Raw genomic sequence first — 20838 nt, forward strand, 5'->3', positions numbered from 1 at the left:
TAAAATAAATTAGTATAATTAAAAATACATTATGAAATCAACCAAACAAATATTCGATTTTAAAACCACTGAAATGAGAATTGCTCAAAGAGCGCTTAAAGAGATTAATAAGTTAGAAGAACAAGTTTCCAAACTAAGCGATCAAGAGCTCAAAGAAACCACTAATATTTTTAGAGAAATGTTAAATGATGGTTACACCCTTGAGCAAATTAGAAACGATGTTTTTGCTGTTGCACGTGAAGCAACTAAAAGAGTACTTGGAAAACGTCCGTTCGATGTGCAAATGCTCGGAGGGATTCTTTTAGATTTAGGTTCAGTTGCTGAAATGAAAACTGGAGAAGGAAAAACCATTACTTCAATTGCTCCAGTGTATTTAAATGCACTCTTAGGGAAAGGAGCTATTGTTTCAACTGTTAACGAGTACCTTAGTGAACGTGATGCTAAAGAAATGGGTGAAGTTTTTAACTTTTTAGGGTTAAGTGTTGGAATTAACAAAGCTCAAATGCAACCAAATGAAAAGCGAAAAGCCTATGCAGCGGATATTACTTACTCAGTCCATTCAGAGCTCGGTTTTGATTATCTTAGGGATAATATGGTAGAAAAAATGAGCGAAAAAGTCCAAAGAGGGTTGCAATTTTGTTTAGTCGATGAGGTTGATTCTATTTTAATTGACGAAGCAAAAACTCCGCTTATTATCTCGGGTGGACAAACTCAAGATTCATCAACATATTTTCAAGCTGATCAATTTGTACGCACTTTAGCAAGTGAAGATTATTTAATTGACGAAGAATCAAAAGCAATTACATTAACTCACTCTGGGATTGCTAAGGCCAATAAATTTTTCAATGTCAAAAGCATTTATGATATTGAAAATTCAGAAACTGTGCACTTAGTCCAAAACGCTTTACGGGCACACAAAATTATGCGTAATAATGTTGAATATATCGTTCGTGAAGGAAAAATTGAACTTGTCGATGGTTTTACTGGAAGAATCATGGAAGGTCGAAGCTATTCAGAAGGTCTCCAACAAGCAATTCAAGCCAAAGAAATGGTTGAAATTGAACCTGAAACCCAAACTTTAGCTACCATTACCTACCAAAACTTTTTCAGAATGTTTAATAAACTATGTGGAATGACTGGAACCGGAAAAACCGAAGAGCAAGAATTTATCGATATCTACAACATGAGAGTAAATGTCGTCCCAACTAATAAACCCATTATACGGATTGATGAACCAGATGCTATTTTTGCTTCGTCAATCGATAAATGAAATGCCGTAACTGCTAAAGTGCTTGAGTTATATCAAAAAGGTCAACCAGTCTTAATTGGGACTGCTCAAATTGAAGATTCAGAAGAACTTCACAAACATTTACTCCAAGCTGGTGTTCCTCACACAGTTCTTAACGCAAAGCAAAATGCTTCTGAAGCTGAAATTATTTCACATGCTGGAGAGGTTAAAGCAGTTACCATTGCTACAAATATGGCTGGTCGGGGAACTGACATTAAACCTTCACCAGAAGCCTTAAAACTCGGTGGATTGTACGTAATTGGAACTGATAAAGCTGAATCACGTCGGATTGATAATCAACTTAGAGGACGTTCAGGGCGTCAAGGGGATATAGGGACTAGCAAGTTTTATATCTCAATTGATGACCCCTTAATGCAACGTTTTTCAAATTATGATTCATTTAAAGAAGCTTATGCTGATGCTCATGGAGCTGAAATCACTAATAAAAACTTGCGTTTTGCCTTTAATCATGCTCAAAAGAAAATTGAAGGATTTAATTATGATTCGCGAAAATCAGTGCTTAATTATGATGATGTTATTCGTCAACAAAGGGACTTAATTTACTCGCAAAGAGATTTGATTTTAGATGCAACAGATCCCAAATTTATTATTGAAAAAATGATTAAACACACCACTAATTCAATTGTTAACTTCCCGGCTTATAAAGGAAAATATTCGTATAACTATCATGAGTTAGTTAACTTTTTAAACCAAAATATCGGTGGATTGATTGCGTTTGAATTTTCACTCAAAGAAATTAGTCACATTTATGAAAAAGACCTTCCTGAGTATATTTCCAATGTCATTATTCAAGCATACGATAAATGAAGAACTAATGCTTTAAAATCATATTTAGATTTAGAAATTTTTGAAATCGAAAAACAAATTATTTTATCAACTTTAGACTCAAAATGAAAACGTCATATTAATAATATGGATAAATTGCGTTCAAATGTGAATTTAGTGCAATATTCGCAAAAAAACCCATATCAAATTTATACCCAAGAAGGAACTCGTATGTTTGAAGATATGGTTGAAAATATTGCCTTTGATGTTATGTTACAAATTTTCTCAAACCGTCTTGGAGCTCATTCGATTATTACTCGTGAAATGGAAGAAGACCCTGTTTTTCAAGAAATTTATCAATCATTCACTCGAAACAATACCGATTTGAACAAATCCCCAAGTGAACGTGAGCAAGAAATTGTTGATCTTTATAAAAGTGTTAAAGCTCGCATGGAAGAAATTACCGCAAGCTTAAGCATGTATGATTATAACCCTGAACCACAAGAAAGTTCAATTAGTATGAATGACAATCAACCTGAACAAACAAATGATATTATTGATCATCCACTTGAAGACACTTCAGTTCAAAATGTTCAAGAAGATGACAATGGAGAAAAATTATCAATTCTTCCAATTAATGAAGCGTTTAATAATACATTAAATCCCAATTATCAAGTTCCAGGTAGTGATTTAGATAATCCATCAAATAAAGAAGCTCAATAATTTTGAATTATAGTATAATGATACTGAGCCGACATTGAGTTTTGAAATTCTTCAAAAGTAGTGTCAAAAAGTCTGTTTGTTCAGACTTTTTCTTTACATTTTAAGAGCATTTTTATATAATAACAAGTAATATATCCTTAAGGAGTAATAAGATGTTAGAAGTACAGAATTTAAGCAAGATTTTTAGTGATAAAAAACTATTTGAAGGGGTTAATTTAAAATTCACTGAAGGGAACACATATGGAATTATCGGTGCTAATGGGGCTGGAAAATCAACTTTTTTAAAAATTCTCTCAGGTCAAATCGAAGCAACTAGCGGAAATGTGATTATCGAAAAAAATAAACGTATTTCTGTTCTTTCGCAAGATCATAATGCTTATGATAATTTAATCGTTACCGAAGTTGTAATCATGGGTAATGATCAACTTTACTCAATTAAAGAGCAAAAGGACGCTATTTATGCCAATCCTGAAGCAAGTATGGAAGATTATGAAAAAGCGGCTATATTAGAAGAAAAATTTGGTGAATTAGGTGGGTGGACTGCTGAAAATGATGCTCAGGAATTACTATCAAACTTAAGTATTCCTAAAGATAAATGAAATGCTCAAATGAAAGATCTTAGTGCAAATCAAAAAATTAAGGTACTTCTAGCAAAAGTATTATTTGGAAATCCTGATATTTTAATTATGGATGAGCCAACTAACCACTTGGATTTACGTAGCATTAAGTGACTTGAAAATTTTCTAATTGAGTACGATAATGTGGTAATTGTGGTTTCACACGATAGTGATTTTCTCGATTCAATTTGCACTCATATTGTTGATATTGATTTTAATGAAGCTAAAATTTATACTGGAAATTATTCGTTTTGAAAACAATCTTCTGAATTAGCTCGTGAAATGATGAAGCAATCAAATCTTAAAAAAGAAGCTCAAATCGAAAAGCTTAAAGATTTTATTGCTCGTTTTAGTGCCAATGCGTCCAAATCTCGCCAAGCAACATCACGGAAAAAATCGCTTGAAAAAATTCAACTCGACGAAATTAAACCGTCAAATCGAAAATATCCTTATGTGCGTTGAGAAATGAACCGTGATCATGGGAAACAAATTGTTACTGTTGAGAATCTAACTTATGTTAATGAACACGGTCAAACCTTGTTTGAAAATCTTAATTTCAGCTTAAAACCTGGAGAAAAAATGGTTATTATTGGTGAAGATGATATTGCTAAAACTAAACTTTTGGCAATATTAGCCGGTGAATTAAAACCAACTAGCGGAACAGTTACTTGAGGACAAACCATTAAAACAAGTTATTTTCCTAATGATAATGCAAAATATTTTGACTCAGATTTAAACATTTTAGAATGAATTTCAAAATGACCTTTAGAAAATACTCTTGAAGAAAATAAAGATGTATCAGATTCGCGTATGCGAGGATTTTTAGGAAGAATGCTCTTTTCAAGTGATTCAGTTTTTAAAAAAGTTAACGTCACTAGCGGGGGAGAAAAAGCTCGTTTAATGTTTTCGAGAATGATGCTTCTTGAAAGTAATTTTATTATTTTAGATCAGCCACTAGATCACCTAGACACTGAAAGCATTGATTCAGTGATTGAAGGTGTTAAACAATACCGTGGCGGAGTTATTTTCACCACTTATAATCGTGCATTTGTCAATCAATGTGCTGATGTTATTTTAGAACTTAAAAACCCACAGGAAAGTTTCTTATTCCGTGGAACTTTAGAAGAATACGAACAAGCAATGGAGTATTAGTGAATCGTTTTTTTGTCCAAGAAAAAGTCAATGAACATTTTATTCTATCTCCAGAAACCCTTAAACATTTAAAAGTCATTCGTGCTGAAAATAAGCAATTTATTTGCATTTATCAAAGCGAATTTTATTTATGTATTTTAGAAAATAATCGTGCTAAAATCATTGAAAAAATGACTAATAACCACGAAAATCCGTTTGAAATAGTTTTAGCAATATCTATTATCAAACTCGAACGCTTTGAATGAATGCTTCAAAAAGCAACTGAATTAGGAGTTAGCACTATAATTCCAATGCAAACACAATATTGCAATAATGATTTAGTTAAATATAAATTCAATAAAAAGATTGAACGCTTTAACACTATTTTACAAAACGCAGCTGAACAATCATTTCGCAACAAAATCCCGAACTTAACTCCAATTCATAGCTTTGAGCAAGCACTTAATTATCCAATTAAAAATAAATATTTAGCTCACGAAAAAACTAACAATACTCAAACATTAAATCAACAAATTAATCATGAATGTATGTTTTTGATTGGACCTGAAGGCGGATTTTCAAACAGTGAAATTAAACAAGCGCAAGCTTTAAATGTCCAGATTGTATCATTAGGTAGCCGGATTTTACGCTCAGAAACCGCTGCTCTTTATTTACTATCGCAAGTTAAAATGTATTAAAAACCATTTTTGGTTATACAAAAATGGTTTTTACATCTTTAAGTAATGATTCTTGCTTTAATGAATTTGTTTTGTGTTTGTTTTTCAACTGAATGAATAATTAACATTTTTTCAATTTCAATACCAACTGAAGGAAAATCAATAAAAATTTTAGCTTTATAATTTTTAATTCGATCATAAATTGACTGATAACCAATATCAGTTAATTTTAAATTTGGAATTCCTTGAACAGTTAATGAAATATATGATTCATGGGTTGAGCATACGACATTTGAAATTTGCTTATTGCGTGTTAAAGCAATAAATGATTTAACAGTATTGGAATTATTAAATGAAACTTCAGTTTTTTCGTAATTAATTCCTTTTTCTTTGCAAGCGCGTTCAAACCCAGCGAAACGATCTTTTTTCTGGATTGAAGATAATTTAGCATCTTCTAAAAATAAGATTCGTGGTTTGATTTTTTCTGAAGTGTCTAAGGTGTTAATTAATGCAACAGTCAAGTCGTAAAAGGCATTGGTTTCATCAATTTTAATTCAATTTAAGCCAGTTACTTGGTGGTCATAAATTACAATTGATACATCAGAAATTTCGCGTAAAAAAGTAAATAAGTTTTCATCTCGCTCTGGGGTGAAAATTACCATTGATGTTGGTCTCATAGAAAGAATATAACGTACAGTTTCAATATATTCTTCAGTTGTCCTACCAGTGAAAGTTATATTAACTTTACGATTGTTTTTCTTACACGCTACTACAATTCCGTTCACAATGGATAAATAGATATTTTGAGTTCATTCAGGCATAATAATAAAAATCGAGTGGTCTCGTCCACGAATGAGTCGTGCACCATGATTTGGGTAATATTGATACGATTTAACAATTTCTTCAATTGTCTTTCTAGTTTTTCCAGATACATATCCGCCGTTATAGTATCGACTAATTGTTGAAATTGACACTCGAGCTTTTTCCGAAATGTCCTTATATGAAATCTGTTTACTTTTACTCATACGCTTATTATATATGAAAATTTTTCTGTTTTTTTTCATATTTTTTAAGGTTTGCATAAAAAAATCTTCCTTTGGAAGACTAAATTATTAACGTGAAAGGCCTTTTTACATATATTTTGGCAAGCAGAGACCTAATGTCTCACCCTTGTTTTGCAACAAGCATTAGTAAAATTATAGCACAAAAATTTTAATTTAAATATTTTTATTATTTAATAAAGCTGTCTTTATTCCCTAAATAATACGCAAATTTAGTAAAATATAACAATATGGATAAAAATAAGATTCGAAATTTTTCAATCATTGCCCACATTGACCATGGTAAAAGCACACTTGCTGATCGGATTTTAGAACTAACTAATACCGTTGCTAAACGTGATCTGAAAGCTCAATTTCTTGATTCAATGGACCTTGAACAAGAACGTGGAATTACTATTAAACTTAATGCTGTGCAATTAAAATATCAAGATTATATTTTTCATCTTATTGACACACCAGGGCATGTTGATTTTACTTATGAAGTTTCGCGTTCATTAGCAGCTAGCGAAGGAGCACTTTTATTAGTTGATGCTACTCAAGGAATTGAAGCCCAAACCTTAGCTAATGTGTATTTAGCACTAGAAAATAATTTAGAAATTATTCCAGTAATTAATAAAATTGATCTTCCTAGTGCTGATGTTGAGCTAGTGAAACGTGAAATTGAAGAAGTAATTGGAATTCCGACTGATAATGCCATTTTAGTTTCAGCAAAAACCGGACAAGGAGTAGATGAGCTTTTAGAAGCCATTGTTCAATATATTCCTTATCCGCAAAACGCTGATGATAATGAACCACTTAAAGCATTAATTTTTGATAGTTATTTTGATCCATATCGTGGAGTGGTACTTTTAATTCGGATTTTTCAAGGTCGCCTTGCTGTTGGTGATAAATTTAAATTCATGTCTCATAATACTAAAGCTGAATATCACGTCATTGACCTTGGGGTTCGCAACCCACACGAAAGTAAAAAAGATTTTCTATCTGCTGGAGAAGTTGGTTGAGTTAGTGCAGCCATACGTGATGCTAAAGAAGTTTCAGTGGGAGATACAATCACTTTAGTAGAAAACCCAACTGAGCAAGCTCTTCCTGGTTATAAAAAGATGAAACCAGTCGTGTTTACTGGATTTTATCCAATCGATACTCGTGATTATTCACTCTTAAAAGAATCACTAGAAAAAATTTCGCTTTCAGATTCTTCAATTACTTGAGAACAAGAAACTTCAAAAGCCCTTGGTTTTGGATTTAGGGTTGGTTTTTTAGGAATGCTTCACATGGAGATTTTACAAGAACGCTTAGATCGTGAATATCAAGTTGGAATTATTGCAACAGCTCCTTCGGTAGAATATAAAGTCACTTTTACTAATGGTAATGTTGAATTTATTTCTAATCCAACAATGCTTCCAGATCGTACTTTTATTGAATATATTGAAGAACCATACATTGAAGCAAGTGTTTTTGTACCAAATGAATATATCGGAAATGTGATGGACTTGTGTCAAAATCAACGTGGAGTATATAAAGCACTTGAAGTGATTGATGATAAGCGAACTCGGATCATTTATGAACTTCCACTTGCTGAAACTATTTTTAACTTTTTTGATCGTTTAAAAAGTTCAACCAAAGGGTATGCTTCCTTTGAATACGAATGAATTGGATATCGAATTAGCGATTTAGTTAAAGTGGATATTTTACTTAACGGGGATAAAGTTGATGCTTTTTCAATTATCACTCACCGTGATAAAGCTTATGAGGCAGCTCGAGAATTAACTAAGAAACTTAAAGATGCAATTCCTCGCCAAAATTTTGAAGTTCCAGTTCAAGCTACCATTGGTGGGAAAATTATTGCTCGTGAAACTATTAAAGCATTTCGAAAAGATGTTACCGCTAAATTATATGGTGGGGATGTTACTCGAAGACAAAAGCTTCTTAAAAAACAAAAAGAAGGTAAAAAACGCATGAAAAAACTTGGTTCAATTGAAGTTCCTCAAGAAGCGTTTTTATCAATTTTAAAAACAAATACCGAACCAAATAAGTAGGAGAAAACATGAAAAAACCTAATTTAAAAGATGATTTTTATGAATATACTAATCAAGCTTGATTGAAAAAAGCAAAAATTGAACCCGATAAACCTTCAATTTCAGCCTTTGGAGAGCTAGATAAAAAACTTAACAAACAATTAATTGCTCTAGCTGATGAATTAGCCTTAAATACAAATCAATTAACCGGTCCAATGAGTGAATTTGCTAAGTTTTATAAAATGTTTAAAAATTACAAAAAACGTAATTCATTAGCAATGACTCCAGCTAAAGCATTAATTAGTGAAATTGAACAATTGAATAGTTTTGACGAATTAGCACAAAAATTAGTCTCAAAACGTTCGCAATGAAGCTATTTACCAATTAGTTTAGAAGTAGAAGATGACTTTGTGAATTCATCAATAAAGGTCTTATGACTCGGTGAGCAATCAATTATTTTACCTTCAAAAGAATATTATGAAAAAGCTGATGCTAAAAAACACTTAAAAGTGTTCAAAGAAATGAGTATTAAACTCTTAAAAGCTTATGGATATACTCAAACTAAAGCAAATGAACTAGCAAGAAGTGCAATTGAATTTGATAATTTAGTTAAAGATTATGTCCTTAGCTCGCTCCAAAAGGCTGATTATACTAGTTTATATAACATGACTCCATTAAGCGAATTACAAAGCGTTTCAAGTTACTTTAACTTAGAAAAAATAGCTAAAGAAATTGTTGGTGATAATGTCTCAAGCATTGTGGTAACTAATAAAAATTATGTTCAAAATTTAAATAAAATTTACAATCCATCCACATTTAATGGGTATAAAGCGATGTTAATTATTAACAATTTAATTAATGCCTGTGCTTATTTAACTGATGATTTAAGAATTATTGCAACTGAACTAAGAAAATCAATCACTGGAATTGATCGAGCAATGAGTAATAAAAAATATGCTTTTAAAAGCTCAGAAAAATGGTTTAATAAACCATTTGGACTAGCTTATGCTCAAAAATATTTTGGACCTCAAGCTAAACAAGATGTTAAGAATATGATTACTAAAATGATTGAGATTTATAAAAATCGTCTCAGTAAAAACGATTGATTAAGTCAATCAACTAAAGAAAAAGCAATTTTAAAGCTCTCTAAACTTGATGTTATGGTTGGATATCCAGACAAAATCCGTCCTTACTATGAACAATTCAAAGTTAAAACATATGCACAAAAATCAAACTTACTCGAAAATGTGCTTGAGTTTCAAAGAATTATGCAAGCATATCAAGATTCGCTTTATTTAAAAAGTGAAAGCAAAGAATACTGAGAAATGTCACCAGCTTTAATTAATGCTTATTTCCACCCAATTAAAAACCACATTGTCTTTCCAGCAGCCATTTTGCAAGCTCCATTTTACAGTATTGAACAAAGTTCATCAAAAAACTATGGTGGAATTGGAGCAGTAATTGCTCATGAAATTTCACATGCTTTTGATAATAATGGTTCACAATTTGATGAAAATGGTTCATTAAATAATTGATGAACCGATGAAGATCGAACTAAATTTAACTTGAAAAAAGAGCAAGTAATTGAATTGTTCGAGGGATTTGATACTGGAATGGGACTGGTAAATGGAAAATTAACCGTTTCAGAAAACATTGCTGATTTAGGTGGGTTTGATTGTGCACTAGAAGCTGCTCAAGGACAAAATGATTTTAATGCAAAAGATTTTTTCACCAATTGAGCAACTATTTGACGTAACAAAGCCAAACCTGAATATATGACTTTATTATTAAAAACTGATGTTCATGCCCCTGGAAAAGCCCGTGCTAATGTCCATTTAAAAAATAATGATTTATTCTACAAGGTTTATAACATAAAACCACAAGATAAAATGTATATTGTACCTGAAAAAAGGGTAAAAATTTGATAATAAACATTTAAGACAAGAAAGATTTCTTGTCTTTTTTACTCATTTTTAAGTACTTTCAACCATTTATTTAATATAATAAAATTATGTACGCAAAGAGCAAGTTCAAATTATGGTTTTATACTTTCATTACCTTTGGTTTAATTTGGATTAAGTGAAAAAAACAGCTTAAACACCAAAAAAATACTATCTATCAAGTTGATAAGTTACCCTTTAATAAAGATGTTTTTTTAGCTTGTTTTGCAGACCTCAAACAAATTAAATCACTTGAATTAAAACCTTCACGAGTTAATATTATTTTTTATCAATCTCCACAAGTTAACGTGAAAAAACTTAAATCACTCAAAGGAATTACTGGTATTTTAGTTAACTCAAGCAAACTATCAATTATTTTAGGTGAATTCTCGCAAGCAACATATAATTTGCTCCATCAAGCATCATCATTGCAAGGAACTTAAAATGAAGCGACTAACTAATTTATTTAAATTTTTATCCAGCGAATCTAAATTAAAAATCATTATTCACTTATATATGTGTTCTAAAGCAGAATGCGATGTCCAAACTCTTTCGGAATTGTTCAACATTCGTCAAGCAAATTTATCTAAACATCTTAGTGCACTTCGTAGTGCTAATGTGATTAAAACTAAAACCAAAGGGATTTACGTTTATTATTATATAAACAAAGATTTTTGTAATCAAAACCACGAATTATTGGATTTAATTGCCAAAGAACCTAGTTTACAAAAATATGCTTGTTCTTGTAATAATCAAATGATTCATAGTCATTAAATTAAAATATAAGCATGGATTGTAAAATCCATGCATTTGTCCCAAATTATATTTTATATGTCCCAATTGATAATAAGCAAGCTAGTGAAGAATTTGAATACGATTTAAAAGAAGCTAAAGCACGTGATTCATACAGAAAATGAGATAATGTAAAACACATTCGCGAAAATTTTAGAACACCTAAAAAAGGAACAAAACAACCAAAAAAAATATATGGAGATGGTTTTTGAGGAATAAGCATTAAAAGAAAAGAAAGACTAAATAGACCAGATGGTCAAAACATAAAATTTTCAGTAGTAATAACTTTAAAAGAAGTTAATGGAAAAAATAGATATAAAGATTTTATTCAACAAGCTTACGCAAATAATTGATTTGTCAATAAAATTGATATTGAAAGTCAAACTGAAATTTATAACCTTTCTCAAACAGAACTAAAACTTGAATAAAATACGTATAAACTTGGAAAATGTAACAACATACAAAAGAGCGAAAAGTTATTTCGCTCTTTTGTATGTTGTTTTTAATCGTGAACGGGTTGTCTTTTTCTGATTCTTCTTTTGTAATTCGATTATTTTCTTTTTTTCTTTAAGAAGTTTTAGTAAGAATACATATATGTATTATTCTTTCAGGGGTGACATCAGGGGTGACATCAGGGGTGACATCAGGGGTGACATCAGGGGTGACATCACTTTATCTTCCTATATTTGATGTAGACTTTGTTTTTATTGTTCTTTTTCTTGTTTTTCTTCTCAATATCCTTTTTGCCCGTCTTGAACATATTTAATATTTTTGATTTTTTTAATTGTACGATTTAATTGTTCTAATACTAAATCCTGTAAAAGAAGCTAACTCTTCTTTTGTGATTCGATTGTTTTCTTTAATTTTCTCTTTAATGAAGTTTATAAGTAATATACCTTTGTATTGTGATTTTTGAGGGACATTGGTTTCGCCTCCTACCTTTAGTGTGGATATTTTTTGAATTGGAATAGTTGTTCTGAAAATATCACCATCTTCAAAAATTGGATTTTCACCAGAATAAAGGCTAGTGTATTTTGAAGTATTTCTCATTCCTGAACCAAGTTCATCGACAAGACCTATTTCTCTAAATACTTTTGAAATTGATGGATTTTTTGGATCAGAAAAAAATTTTTTAAAATTTAAAACTCCATATCCTTTTGATATGTTACTATTTTCGATCACAATATTTTTATCACTTATAGTCATTGTAGCTGCTAAACCGCTTGAGTAATCTCTGTGAGCGAGTGTGTTAGAAATAATCTCACGTAAAATTAAATCTCGGGCATTAATTCTTTGAATACCATCAAGCACAAATAAATCATTTAAATGTTTTTGTCCAAAATCCATTAATTGCTCATAGCTATCAATTAAATTAGTAGTAATTACTTTCCGATCATCATAACGTTCTGTATTGTTTACTCTAAAAATAGCATCATTTTTATAATGAGAAAGGACTGAAGCGATTAAATTATCTGTTCCGAATAATAAAATAGCGGCTAAAGTAATTCCCTCTTCTCTTGTATCAGAGTCAATTAAAATTAGGCCAGCACTTCGTAAAAGCTCTTCATCATTCATATCTTTTCATTTATGATTTTTATTTGTTGCAGATGCCATTTTACGTGCTTTTTCAATTAAGTCTTTATTTAAATCTTCAATTTTAAGTTTAGGATACACTCTATCAACAAAATATCGGTGTTGTCTGCTAGCATATAATTTAAAAATTGCTTCTTCATTGTTTGTGATATTAATATCAGCTTCATTTGAACGAATAAATATTTGACCATTATTCCGACGAATTTGTAAGCCTTTAGGTACATTGATATAAATAATCTTTTTGTCATCAACGTCAATAACTTCAGGAACTAAATTAAGAGGTGGATTTATTTTTTGAGCACTATTAATTGTGGTGATAAATTCAGTGATCATTTTATCTACTGACTCTGGATTTACTCCATTAATTTGTTTATTATCATCAACTCCTAATATAATATATCCACCAAAACCATTATTAAATGAACACACTGTGTTGTAAACATTTTTATTAATTGCTTTTTCTGACTCTTTAAATTCAATATCAATTCCTTCGCCTTTTTGGATTAATTCCTTTAATTTATCTACATCCATATCAACTTCTATTAAATATATTGATATCATTTTAATTATATAAAAAATTCATTTGTCCTTAAAATATGGATTAAGCATGGATTAATCTTCTTTACATTCGTCCTAATGTAGGTTTATCCTGAGTTTCCCAGTTACAGGGATTAAAAAACCTTTTACATCTATTAAACGTGGATGAAAGGTTTTTTATTTGCTATTAGTTTATAAATTTTGAATCATCAAAATTAAATATTCATAGAAATAATATTTTTCACTCTCAAAAACATTATTTCTTTTGAAATTTTCAATACCCTGTTTTTCCTGTTTTTGTAAATTTTAGATTTTTTATTTTTTAATCCTATAAGCAATAGTTTTAACACTAACTCGTGCACAAAAAGCTAACTAAGCTCGTGTAATTTTATTATCTTCTTTTGATTTTCTCTTTAACGAGTTTAGAAATAATATACCTTTGTATTGTATTTCATGAGAAACATTGCTTACTGCTCTTACTTTTAGTGTAGATGTTTCGGAACTTTTGTAGATCAGGTGGAAAATTAAAACTTTTAGCAATCTCATGTAAATATCCTAGTCCAGTTTTTCTTCATTAGGATAAGATTATGTTTTATTCGTGATTTTCTAAGTCATCACAGCTAAAACCTTCATAAGTATTAAATGCTAATTTATATAAAGCGACTAAAATATCAGTATCTATATTCTTTAACTCTTCAATAACTGTATCTTTTTCAACCCGAGATGTTTTATTTTGAGAGACGATTTTACGAATTGTGATTGGTAATTGTTCACAAAGTGATTTAAATGAATTTTTGTCTCCAGTAACTAATTCATAAAATTTATCAATTGATATTCTTCTAATATATTCATTAGTAGCTTGCTTAATTTTATCTACTGTGATTACTCAAGGTATATTTTGTGATTTTTTAGCTATAACTTCAACTAATGCACAAACACTTCTATTTTTATCTTTTGCATTTAATAAATGATTCTGCATTTTTAGAAATGTTTTTTGTGATGATGAACTATTCATGGTGTTGTGTTTATTTTTCATTTCGACATAATAAGTTTTATCATCACTGTTAAATATTATGTCTCAACCTTGTTTTGGTACTATGCAATTTTTGATGTACTTAAATATATTTTGGTGAAAATAACCAATAACATTAGTATTGGTTTTGTCTCTTTGTCTATGTATTTCTCATTTAATAATTTATTCAAAACTCTTATTAAAAACGTTTTTGTCAAACAGTAATTTAATAGGATCAATTAAATTACTGTTTAATTTCTCTAAATTTATTCCTTTTAATGCTTCTTGATACTGTTTTATAGTACTAGCAACGTGCTTTTCAAAATCTTCTTGTAGAATGAAATTAAGTTTAAATTCTTCCGTCTTTTTGCATTTTCTCCAATTGTTCAAATATTTTTAAACCGACTTCTTTTGCTAAATTGCACGGAACAGCGTTTCCTACTTGTCTATATTGAGAACTAACAGTTCCTGTGAAAATCCACTCATCTGGAAATGATTGAATCCGTGCATTTTCTCTTACAGTGAACGGTCTAACTTCAGTTGGGTGACAACGATCAGTTTGTTTCATTTGAGGTGTAGTTAAAACGGTTAGTGATGGTTCGTTTAGACTTAACCTTCTCAAAATACCAGTGCGTCCACCTTCCATATCTCAACATGATTTCATGTAGCTTTTAGCAATATTAGCAGGAATATCTTTTCAATAACCACCAGGAGGAACTAACTTAAATATTTCCTCCTTGGTTTTTGAATAACGTGCTCCTATACTTGGGGGAACATTATCTAAAACGTCAGAAAGTACAGGTTTATATTCGTGCTTCAAAGGAAAGGTAAATGAGTTATTTTTGGCTAAATCATTTCTAATACCAATAACAATTAAACGCTCTCTTTTTTGTGCGACTCCATAATCTCAAGCATTAAGTACATTATAAAATATTTCATATCCTTGACTTTTAAAAATGTTGATTATGGTTTTGAACGTTCTTCCTTTATCATGCGATAAAAGTCCTTTTACGTTTTCAAATAAAAACATTTTAGGTTGTAATTTATCCAAAAATACAGCATAATGATAAAACATTGTTCCACGAACGTCGTTAAGTCCAAGTCTTTTTCCGGCATAACTAAAACTTTGACAAGGAGCTCCTCCTGATAATAAATCAAGTTCTCCCTTTTTAAAATTAAATTCTTTTTGTAGGTCTCTTTGAGCAACAAGTTCAATATCTTCACAAATAACATTTCATTTAGGTCGATTGGTTTTTAAAGTATTGGCAGCACTTTTATCGTATTCAATTAACCCAATATGTTTAAAACCCGCTTGTTCAAGTCCTAAAGCCAAACCTCCTGCACCAGCAAAAAGTTCGATACTTTTGAATCTATTACTCACACGCCCTCCTTTATATTTAGATTAATTGCAAAAAGCTCAAAAGTAGTTTTGAGTTTTTACTACTATAATAATAGAAAAATACTAAGTAGTTTAAAAAAATAAAGATAATTTGTATATTATCATCAATTCCTATTAAATATATTAATTGATATCATTTTAATTATATAAAAAATCCATTTTTCCGTAAAATATGGATTAAACACGAATTTATCCATTTTAGAATCACCTAATTTAAGTCCATTATTTTACTAAGTTCATTGGCATTATCTAAAAGTAAGGTTTCATTTAATTTAATATAGTTTTTTTCAATAGTTTCAATCCTTTTATGTCCAGTTCATAGTTTAAGCTTGCTTAAACTAATATTTTTCAAGACAGCATCAGTAATAAAATGTGTACGGAGACTATGCGAACTAAGTGGAGCTGAGAAATTAGCTCCTTGAAGATGATTTAAATGATTGGCAAATTTAGTGAAAAAACGCATAGTATATGCATAACTAAAACTACGTGGATTGAGTTGCTGATAAATATTATATAATCCTGAACTGAGTTGAAATGGGCGCTGATTACCATTTTTAAAAGCTTTCATAATACAATAATAAGTGTTGTTTTTGGTATTAAGTTTAAAATTATTGCTTTTAAGCACAGCAATTGCTTCAGCTAAACGACAACCGTTATTAAACAAAAATTTAAAGATAAATTTTTGGGTTTGATTAATTTTTTTAAGATACTGTGATGGAGTTGGATTTTCTAATTGTTCAAAAATAATTTTTAGTTCATGCTCAGTAAATGCTCTGCGGTGCACTTGTTGAGTGATATTGATTTTGGTTAAAGCATTTGGATCAAGCTTAGGATAATGAGCTGGTAGACTTGCATTTAAACTTTTAAATAAAGCTTTAGTAAAATTAATAATTGTTTCTTTAGTTCGTTCACGTGCATTTAGAGCACGAAAATAATTATTAATCGCTTGATAATCATATAAATTAAAACTAATAATGTGTTTACGAAGAAGTGCAAACTTATTTTTTAAAGTAATTAAATTGTCATGAAGTGGTTGTAAATGCTCAAAAAGCTCTTGAGCTGTAAGTTTTAAAAATGGTTTCATATTGACCTTTCAGATAATAATTAAAAAAATATTTTAAAGCCATCAATTAGATCTAGCAGAATAATTTTGATATTGTATTAAATATAAAAGGATTAAAACTTTAGCTTACGGTTGCTAATACGAACAAAGATAAATTAACTTATTCGCAAGTGAATATTGCTTTACAAAAAGCACAAGCCGTGTTTAAAACTCAAATTTTTGAATTGTATAAAAAAGCTCATGACCAAGTGCTTAAAATTCAAAACAAAGCAAGTGATTATTGAACTGATTTTGATGCTACCCATGTAAGCACTCGGAACGGAGCTGGAATTAGTACTAATGATTATGCTCCATTGTTACAATTAAAAGGATTAATTGATACAGCATTGGCTCAAAGTTTAGATTCAATAGATAATTATGCAAGCAAAATTGATGCTTATATTAATGCAATTACTCAAGGAAACACCAATATTATCAGTACCTTTGTTAATACTGTTAAAGAGCATTTTAATGTGAAATTTTCAAATACAACACAATTAAAAGGTTTTTATCCACGTTTATTTGAAGCACTAGCTCCACTCACTAAAGCAGTTCCTGGAAAAACTCTTGATCATTATCAATATAATGATTTAGGGTCGCTCGAAGCTCAATATGACGTGCTGAAGAGTCAATATGATGTCATTAATATTTTTTATAACAATATTATTAACAAGGATGATTCCAACTCACTAGCCACCTTTGCAATGCAAGTGGATCAATTAAACCAATTGTTTGTAAACTATAATAATAGTGTTAAAACCCAAGTGGATGCTATTTTACTTAAAAACCCATTAATTCCAGTCTTTGAAGATATTTATACTGGAGTTAGTTATGATGATAATAATCCAGCAACTGAGCAATTGCGAAATGATTTTGCTACTTTTAAACAAAATATTACGAATTGAGCATTACGAATTCATGAAATTGTAGCTAAAAACTTTGATTTTGGTTCACTCAATGACCGAAGCAACCAAGGAAATGATATTTTCGGAATCCTAAACATGTTGCATGAGTATAAGGATTGAATTTTTGATAATAAAAATGAATTGCTCCACCCATTAGAAATTGATCCTAATCGAACTAACCCTCTTCCAGCGATAGGAACTGGACTTGATACTAATTATGATAAAAAATACAAAGTCATTACTGCTAAGGACAATTACACTCGTAAGCAATTCATGGAACGCTTTGAAGAAATTGCTCAACGAAATGCAATTAACAATGCTTCAGGGAATAATAATTTAGTGCGAATTGATAATGATAATAACTTTTTAGAAATGTTTGAGCAATTTGCCTTTACTAACAAAGATATCATTGTTGCAAATGATGTTAAATCAATCTTTTCTCCATCAACCTTTAAAGTGTTTATTGAAAAATATGACACTAATAATAATCAATGATTCCAAGTCGTTGATCGTCCGAATGTACCTGAAGTTGATCGCAAGTCACTTAAAGCTAAATTAGTCTATCAATACGATTCAAATATTCCTGGTTTTGGTCAATTGCAAACCACTAAAGAGGTGGTATTAACTTTTAAAACATTAGATATAGCTGAGCTACCAGCTCAAAATTCATCTGTATTTTTTGTTCCAGGAGTTGGGTTTGATCAAAAATACGGATATAAAGCTAAAGTGGAAGGTTTAGATGTAGATGAAGCTGGTTGAAATATTGCTCAAGTAACAGACAAAAAGGATCCAAATTATGAGAAAATTAGAAAAGAAGTTATTTTAAAGGTGTACAACAAATTTAAAGCAAGTGTCTTTGGTTTAACCAATTTTGGTCCAAGTCTTGCGTATACTCAAGTTAATAGTCAAGGAGTGTTTACTGAAAAACCAGACCAATACGCTAATACAATTTATAATAATACATTACATTTACCTGAATTAGATACAGTTGATTCAATTGAAGATTCCTTAAATCAAAATCAAATTAGTGCATATTTTTCATATGCAGATACAAGAAAATATAACAATTATCCATATTTCTTTGACTTTGCTAACCAACAAAATATTAACGTAACTTTTAATACTTCGTTAAGTGTTAATAAAGAAGATGAATACTTAAGAATATATCCTGTTGATGAAGAACAAGGATTTGCGTTTTTACAAATCCAAGGTGGTCGTTTAACTGGACCAGTAACTAAAGGGGATAATAGTGCAGATCCGCATTCTCCACAAAGATATGATGCAAGAATTCATGGAAATGATTACTTTGCATATCGTGGTAATAAAGAATGATGAAATATTCCAACCAATAAATTACCAACCGCTGTCAACCTAAACTTGTATAAATTTAATATTGATTATGATCCAATTGCAAGAAAAGTTTATTTCTATAATTCGTGATTAGAAAATGAAGTATTGTTACCTGATCCGAGAACCTTTGGGCAAAAAATTAGTCAATTCCTAGCTTTAAATTTACATTCAAGAAGAGACGATACTCGCTTCTTGAATACGATAGTTCAAGGATATACCACACAACCAAATACATATATTCCTAGTCCGAGAGATTTAGCTCATGCAATAGCTATCACTTCAGCTAAACCTCATCTCATTTATTCTGGTGCAAGCGGTACAGGACAAAGTGGTTTTGGATTCTTACAATTACCAAAAACTAAGGATACGGCATTAGGGACTTCACCAATTTATCCAGTAAATGGGGGTCAAGCTCCTCTTTACCGTATTGATGCTGATAACCCTAAAACAACTGAATTATATCCAATATCAAAAAATGCTTTTTCAGGAAATATTGATATTGAATTACTAAAGAAATCAGCTTATGCACCGCTTTATTCAGCATCCATTAACAAATTCTGATTTAAAATCAGAGAACGTTAGATTTTTAAACGATTCATACAAGATATAAACTAATAGCAAATAAAAAACCGTTTATCCACATTTATTGGATATAAACGGTTTTTTAATCTCTGTAACTGGGAAACTTAGGATAAGTTAAAAAGACATGCTCTCCAATTTGCTGTTCAGGTTTATTTATTATTTAACAAAGCTTTTTTCATAGCAATAGCAACAGCTTTAATCATAGGTACAGCAACTGAATTACCAAATTGTTGATACATTTGAGTCCTTGATACAGGAACAATAAAATCATCTGGGAAACCCATTAATCTTTTTAATTCTAGTTCACTAAACATTCTCAGTCCAGTTTCTCCATCTTTAATAAAAGTACCTGTTAAACGTTGGATTTTATGATAGCTAGAACATAAAGTATTAACTTGAATTTCTGAATCAAAGTTAATAATTTGCGGTTTCCCATCGTTCTGCTTAAATAAATAACTTGATTGTAAATGTTTTGAAATCGAATAACCCTTAGGATTATGTTCTAAAATCTCTTTTATTGGTTTTTTATAGTTTTTGTCTCCTTCAGGAATTTGGAATTCATTAATATTTAAATCATGTCTAAATCCAATAATTAAAACTCTTTCTCTTCTTTGAGCTAGTCCGGAATTTTGAGCATCTAAAACTTTATAAAAAACTGTATATTTAAGTTCTTTTAAATTTTGAATAATAATTTTAAAAGTATTCCCATTATCACTACTTAACAGTCCTTTAACATTTTCAAGTAAAAACATTTTAGGACGTTTTTCTATTAAAATACGTAAGATATCAAAAAATAAGGTTCCTTGCGTTTGGTGAGCAAATCCTTCTCTTTTTCCAATATGGCTAAATGGTTGACAAGGGAATCCAGCTAATAAAACATCGTGATCAGGAATACTAGATTCATGAATTTTAGTAATATCTCCAAATGGAATTTCACCAAAATTAGCTTGATAAGTCTTTATAGCGTATTTATCTCATTCAGAGCTAAATACACATTTAGTATTTTTGTCTTCAAATCCTTTTCTAATTCCACCGATACCAGCAATAAATCAATAAAAGTTAATTGATTATTCTTGTGATTCTTGTTTGGAATATTAAATTGTAAAACGTTTTGTTTTTCTTGTAATGATTGAATTCCTGTTTGGATTAATTGAGAAATTTTTTGACTAAATGAATTAGTTCCCTCAATTTATAATTGTTCAATTTGTAAAATTTGGTCATTTGATAAATATACATTTTTTAGCTGTTTTTTTCTCTCAAACACCCATACTCTTACGACCAGAACCTTTTCTTACACCACCACGCATAATTAAATCCTTGCTTAAGTT

14 protein-coding genes and 1 pseudogene are annotated in these 20838 nt (G+C 30.1%); 9 read left to right on the forward strand and 6 right to left on the reverse strand.

Annotated elements, in window-relative coordinates; genetic code table 4:
• The first annotated feature begins 31 nt into the window (after nt 1-31).
• The 3 genes from secA (at nt 32) to AC1RP9_RS02245 (ending at nt 5243) form a co-directional block, all read left to right on the forward strand.
• Nucleotides 32-2797, forward strand: a complete 2766-nt coding sequence (secA, locus tag AC1RP9_RS02235; RefSeq protein WP_481821755.1) for a preprotein translocase subunit SecA — start codon at nt 32-34, stop codon at nt 2795-2797.
• A gap of 152 nt (nt 2798-2949) precedes the next feature.
• Nucleotides 2950-4566 (forward strand): ABC-F family ATP-binding cassette domain-containing protein, encoded by a 1617-nt coding sequence (locus tag AC1RP9_RS02240; RefSeq protein ID WP_481821757.1) that lies wholly within the window; start codon nt 2950-2952, stop codon nt 4564-4566.
• Nucleotides 4566-5243, forward strand: coding sequence for a 16S rRNA (uracil(1498)-N(3))-methyltransferase (locus tag AC1RP9_RS02245; RefSeq protein WP_481821759.1), 678 nt, complete (start codon nt 4566-4568; stop codon nt 5241-5243). Before AC1RP9_RS02240 ends, AC1RP9_RS02245 begins: the two co-directional genes overlap by 1 nt.
• A 38-nt stretch (nt 5244-5281) precedes the next feature.
• Here AC1RP9_RS02245 and AC1RP9_RS02250 read toward each other — a convergent pair whose 3' ends face one another.
• Nucleotides 5282-6247, reverse strand: a complete 966-nt coding sequence (locus tag AC1RP9_RS02250) for a LacI family DNA-binding transcriptional regulator (RefSeq protein WP_481821761.1) — start codon at nt 6245-6247, stop codon at nt 5282-5284.
• Between the two features lie 266 nt (nt 6248-6513).
• On the opposite strand from AC1RP9_RS02250, the gene lepA reads away from it, so the two are divergent.
• The 5 genes from lepA (at nt 6514) to AC1RP9_RS02275 (ending at nt 11458) form a co-directional block, all read left to right on the forward strand.
• A complete protein-coding gene (gene lepA, locus AC1RP9_RS02255) occupies nt 6514-8319 on the forward strand; it encodes a translation elongation factor 4 (RefSeq protein WP_481821763.1) in 1806 nt (601 codons plus the stop codon).
• An 8-nt stretch (nt 8320-8327) separates the two neighbouring features.
• Nucleotides 8328-10226: a M13 family metallopeptidase gene (locus AC1RP9_RS02260; protein WP_481821765.1), complete on the forward strand. Its 1899-nt coding sequence runs from the start codon at nt 8328-8330 to the stop codon at nt 10224-10226.
• Nucleotides 10227-10309: 83 nt separating this feature from the next.
• The gene (locus tag AC1RP9_RS02265) at nt 10310-10681 is read left to right on the forward strand and encodes a hypothetical protein (RefSeq protein ID WP_481821767.1); all 372 of its coding nucleotides are present in this window, start codon (nt 10310-10312) and stop codon (nt 10679-10681) included.
• 1 nt (nt 10682) lies between these two features.
• The gene (locus AC1RP9_RS02270; RefSeq protein WP_481821769.1) at nt 10683-11012 is read left to right on the forward strand and encodes an ArsR/SmtB family transcription factor; all 330 of its coding nucleotides are present in this window, start codon (nt 10683-10685) and stop codon (nt 11010-11012) included.
• 14 nt (nt 11013-11026) lie between these two features.
• The gene (locus AC1RP9_RS02275) at nt 11027-11458 is read left to right on the forward strand and encodes a hypothetical protein (RefSeq protein ID WP_481821771.1); all 432 of its coding nucleotides are present in this window, start codon (nt 11027-11029) and stop codon (nt 11456-11458) included.
• Nucleotides 11459-11810: 352 nt separating this feature from the next.
• Here the strand turns inward: AC1RP9_RS02275 and AC1RP9_RS02280 are convergent, their stop codons facing one another.
• The 4 genes and pseudogenes from AC1RP9_RS02280 to AC1RP9_RS02295 form a co-directional block, all read right to left on the reverse strand.
• Nucleotides 11811-13184, reverse strand: coding sequence for an AlbA family DNA-binding domain-containing protein (locus AC1RP9_RS02280; protein ID WP_481821773.1), 1374 nt, complete (start codon nt 13182-13184; stop codon nt 11811-11813).
• 568 nt (nt 13185-13752) lie between these two features.
• Nucleotides 13753-14562 (reverse strand): annotated as a pseudogene (locus AC1RP9_RS02285) (Eco47II family restriction endonuclease).
• A complete protein-coding gene (locus AC1RP9_RS02290) occupies nt 14522-15553 on the reverse strand; it encodes a DNA cytosine methyltransferase (RefSeq protein ID WP_481821775.1) in 1032 nt (343 codons plus the stop codon). The pseudogene AC1RP9_RS02285 and the gene AC1RP9_RS02290 overlap by 41 nt, the downstream one beginning before the upstream one ends.
• Nucleotides 15554-15779: 226 nt before the next feature.
• A complete protein-coding gene (locus AC1RP9_RS02295) occupies nt 15780-16655 on the reverse strand; it encodes a tyrosine-type recombinase/integrase (protein WP_481821777.1) in 876 nt (291 codons plus the stop codon).
• A gap of 149 nt (nt 16656-16804) precedes the next feature.
• Between AC1RP9_RS02295 and AC1RP9_RS02300 the strand changes: the two genes are divergently transcribed.
• Complete coding sequence (locus AC1RP9_RS02300; protein ID WP_481821779.1) at nt 16805-19510, forward strand: hypothetical protein; 2706 nt, start codon at nt 16805-16807, stop codon at nt 19508-19510.
• A gap of 149 nt (nt 19511-19659) precedes the next feature.
• Here AC1RP9_RS02300 and AC1RP9_RS02305 read toward each other — a convergent pair whose 3' ends face one another.
• Nucleotides 19660-20574: a DNA cytosine methyltransferase gene (locus tag AC1RP9_RS02305; protein WP_481822741.1), complete on the reverse strand. Its 915-nt coding sequence runs from the start codon at nt 20572-20574 to the stop codon at nt 19660-19662.
• Between the last annotated feature and the right edge of the window lie 264 nt (nt 20575-20838).

The sequence above is a fragment of the Mycoplasma sp. 3686h genome, assembly GCF_056781225.1.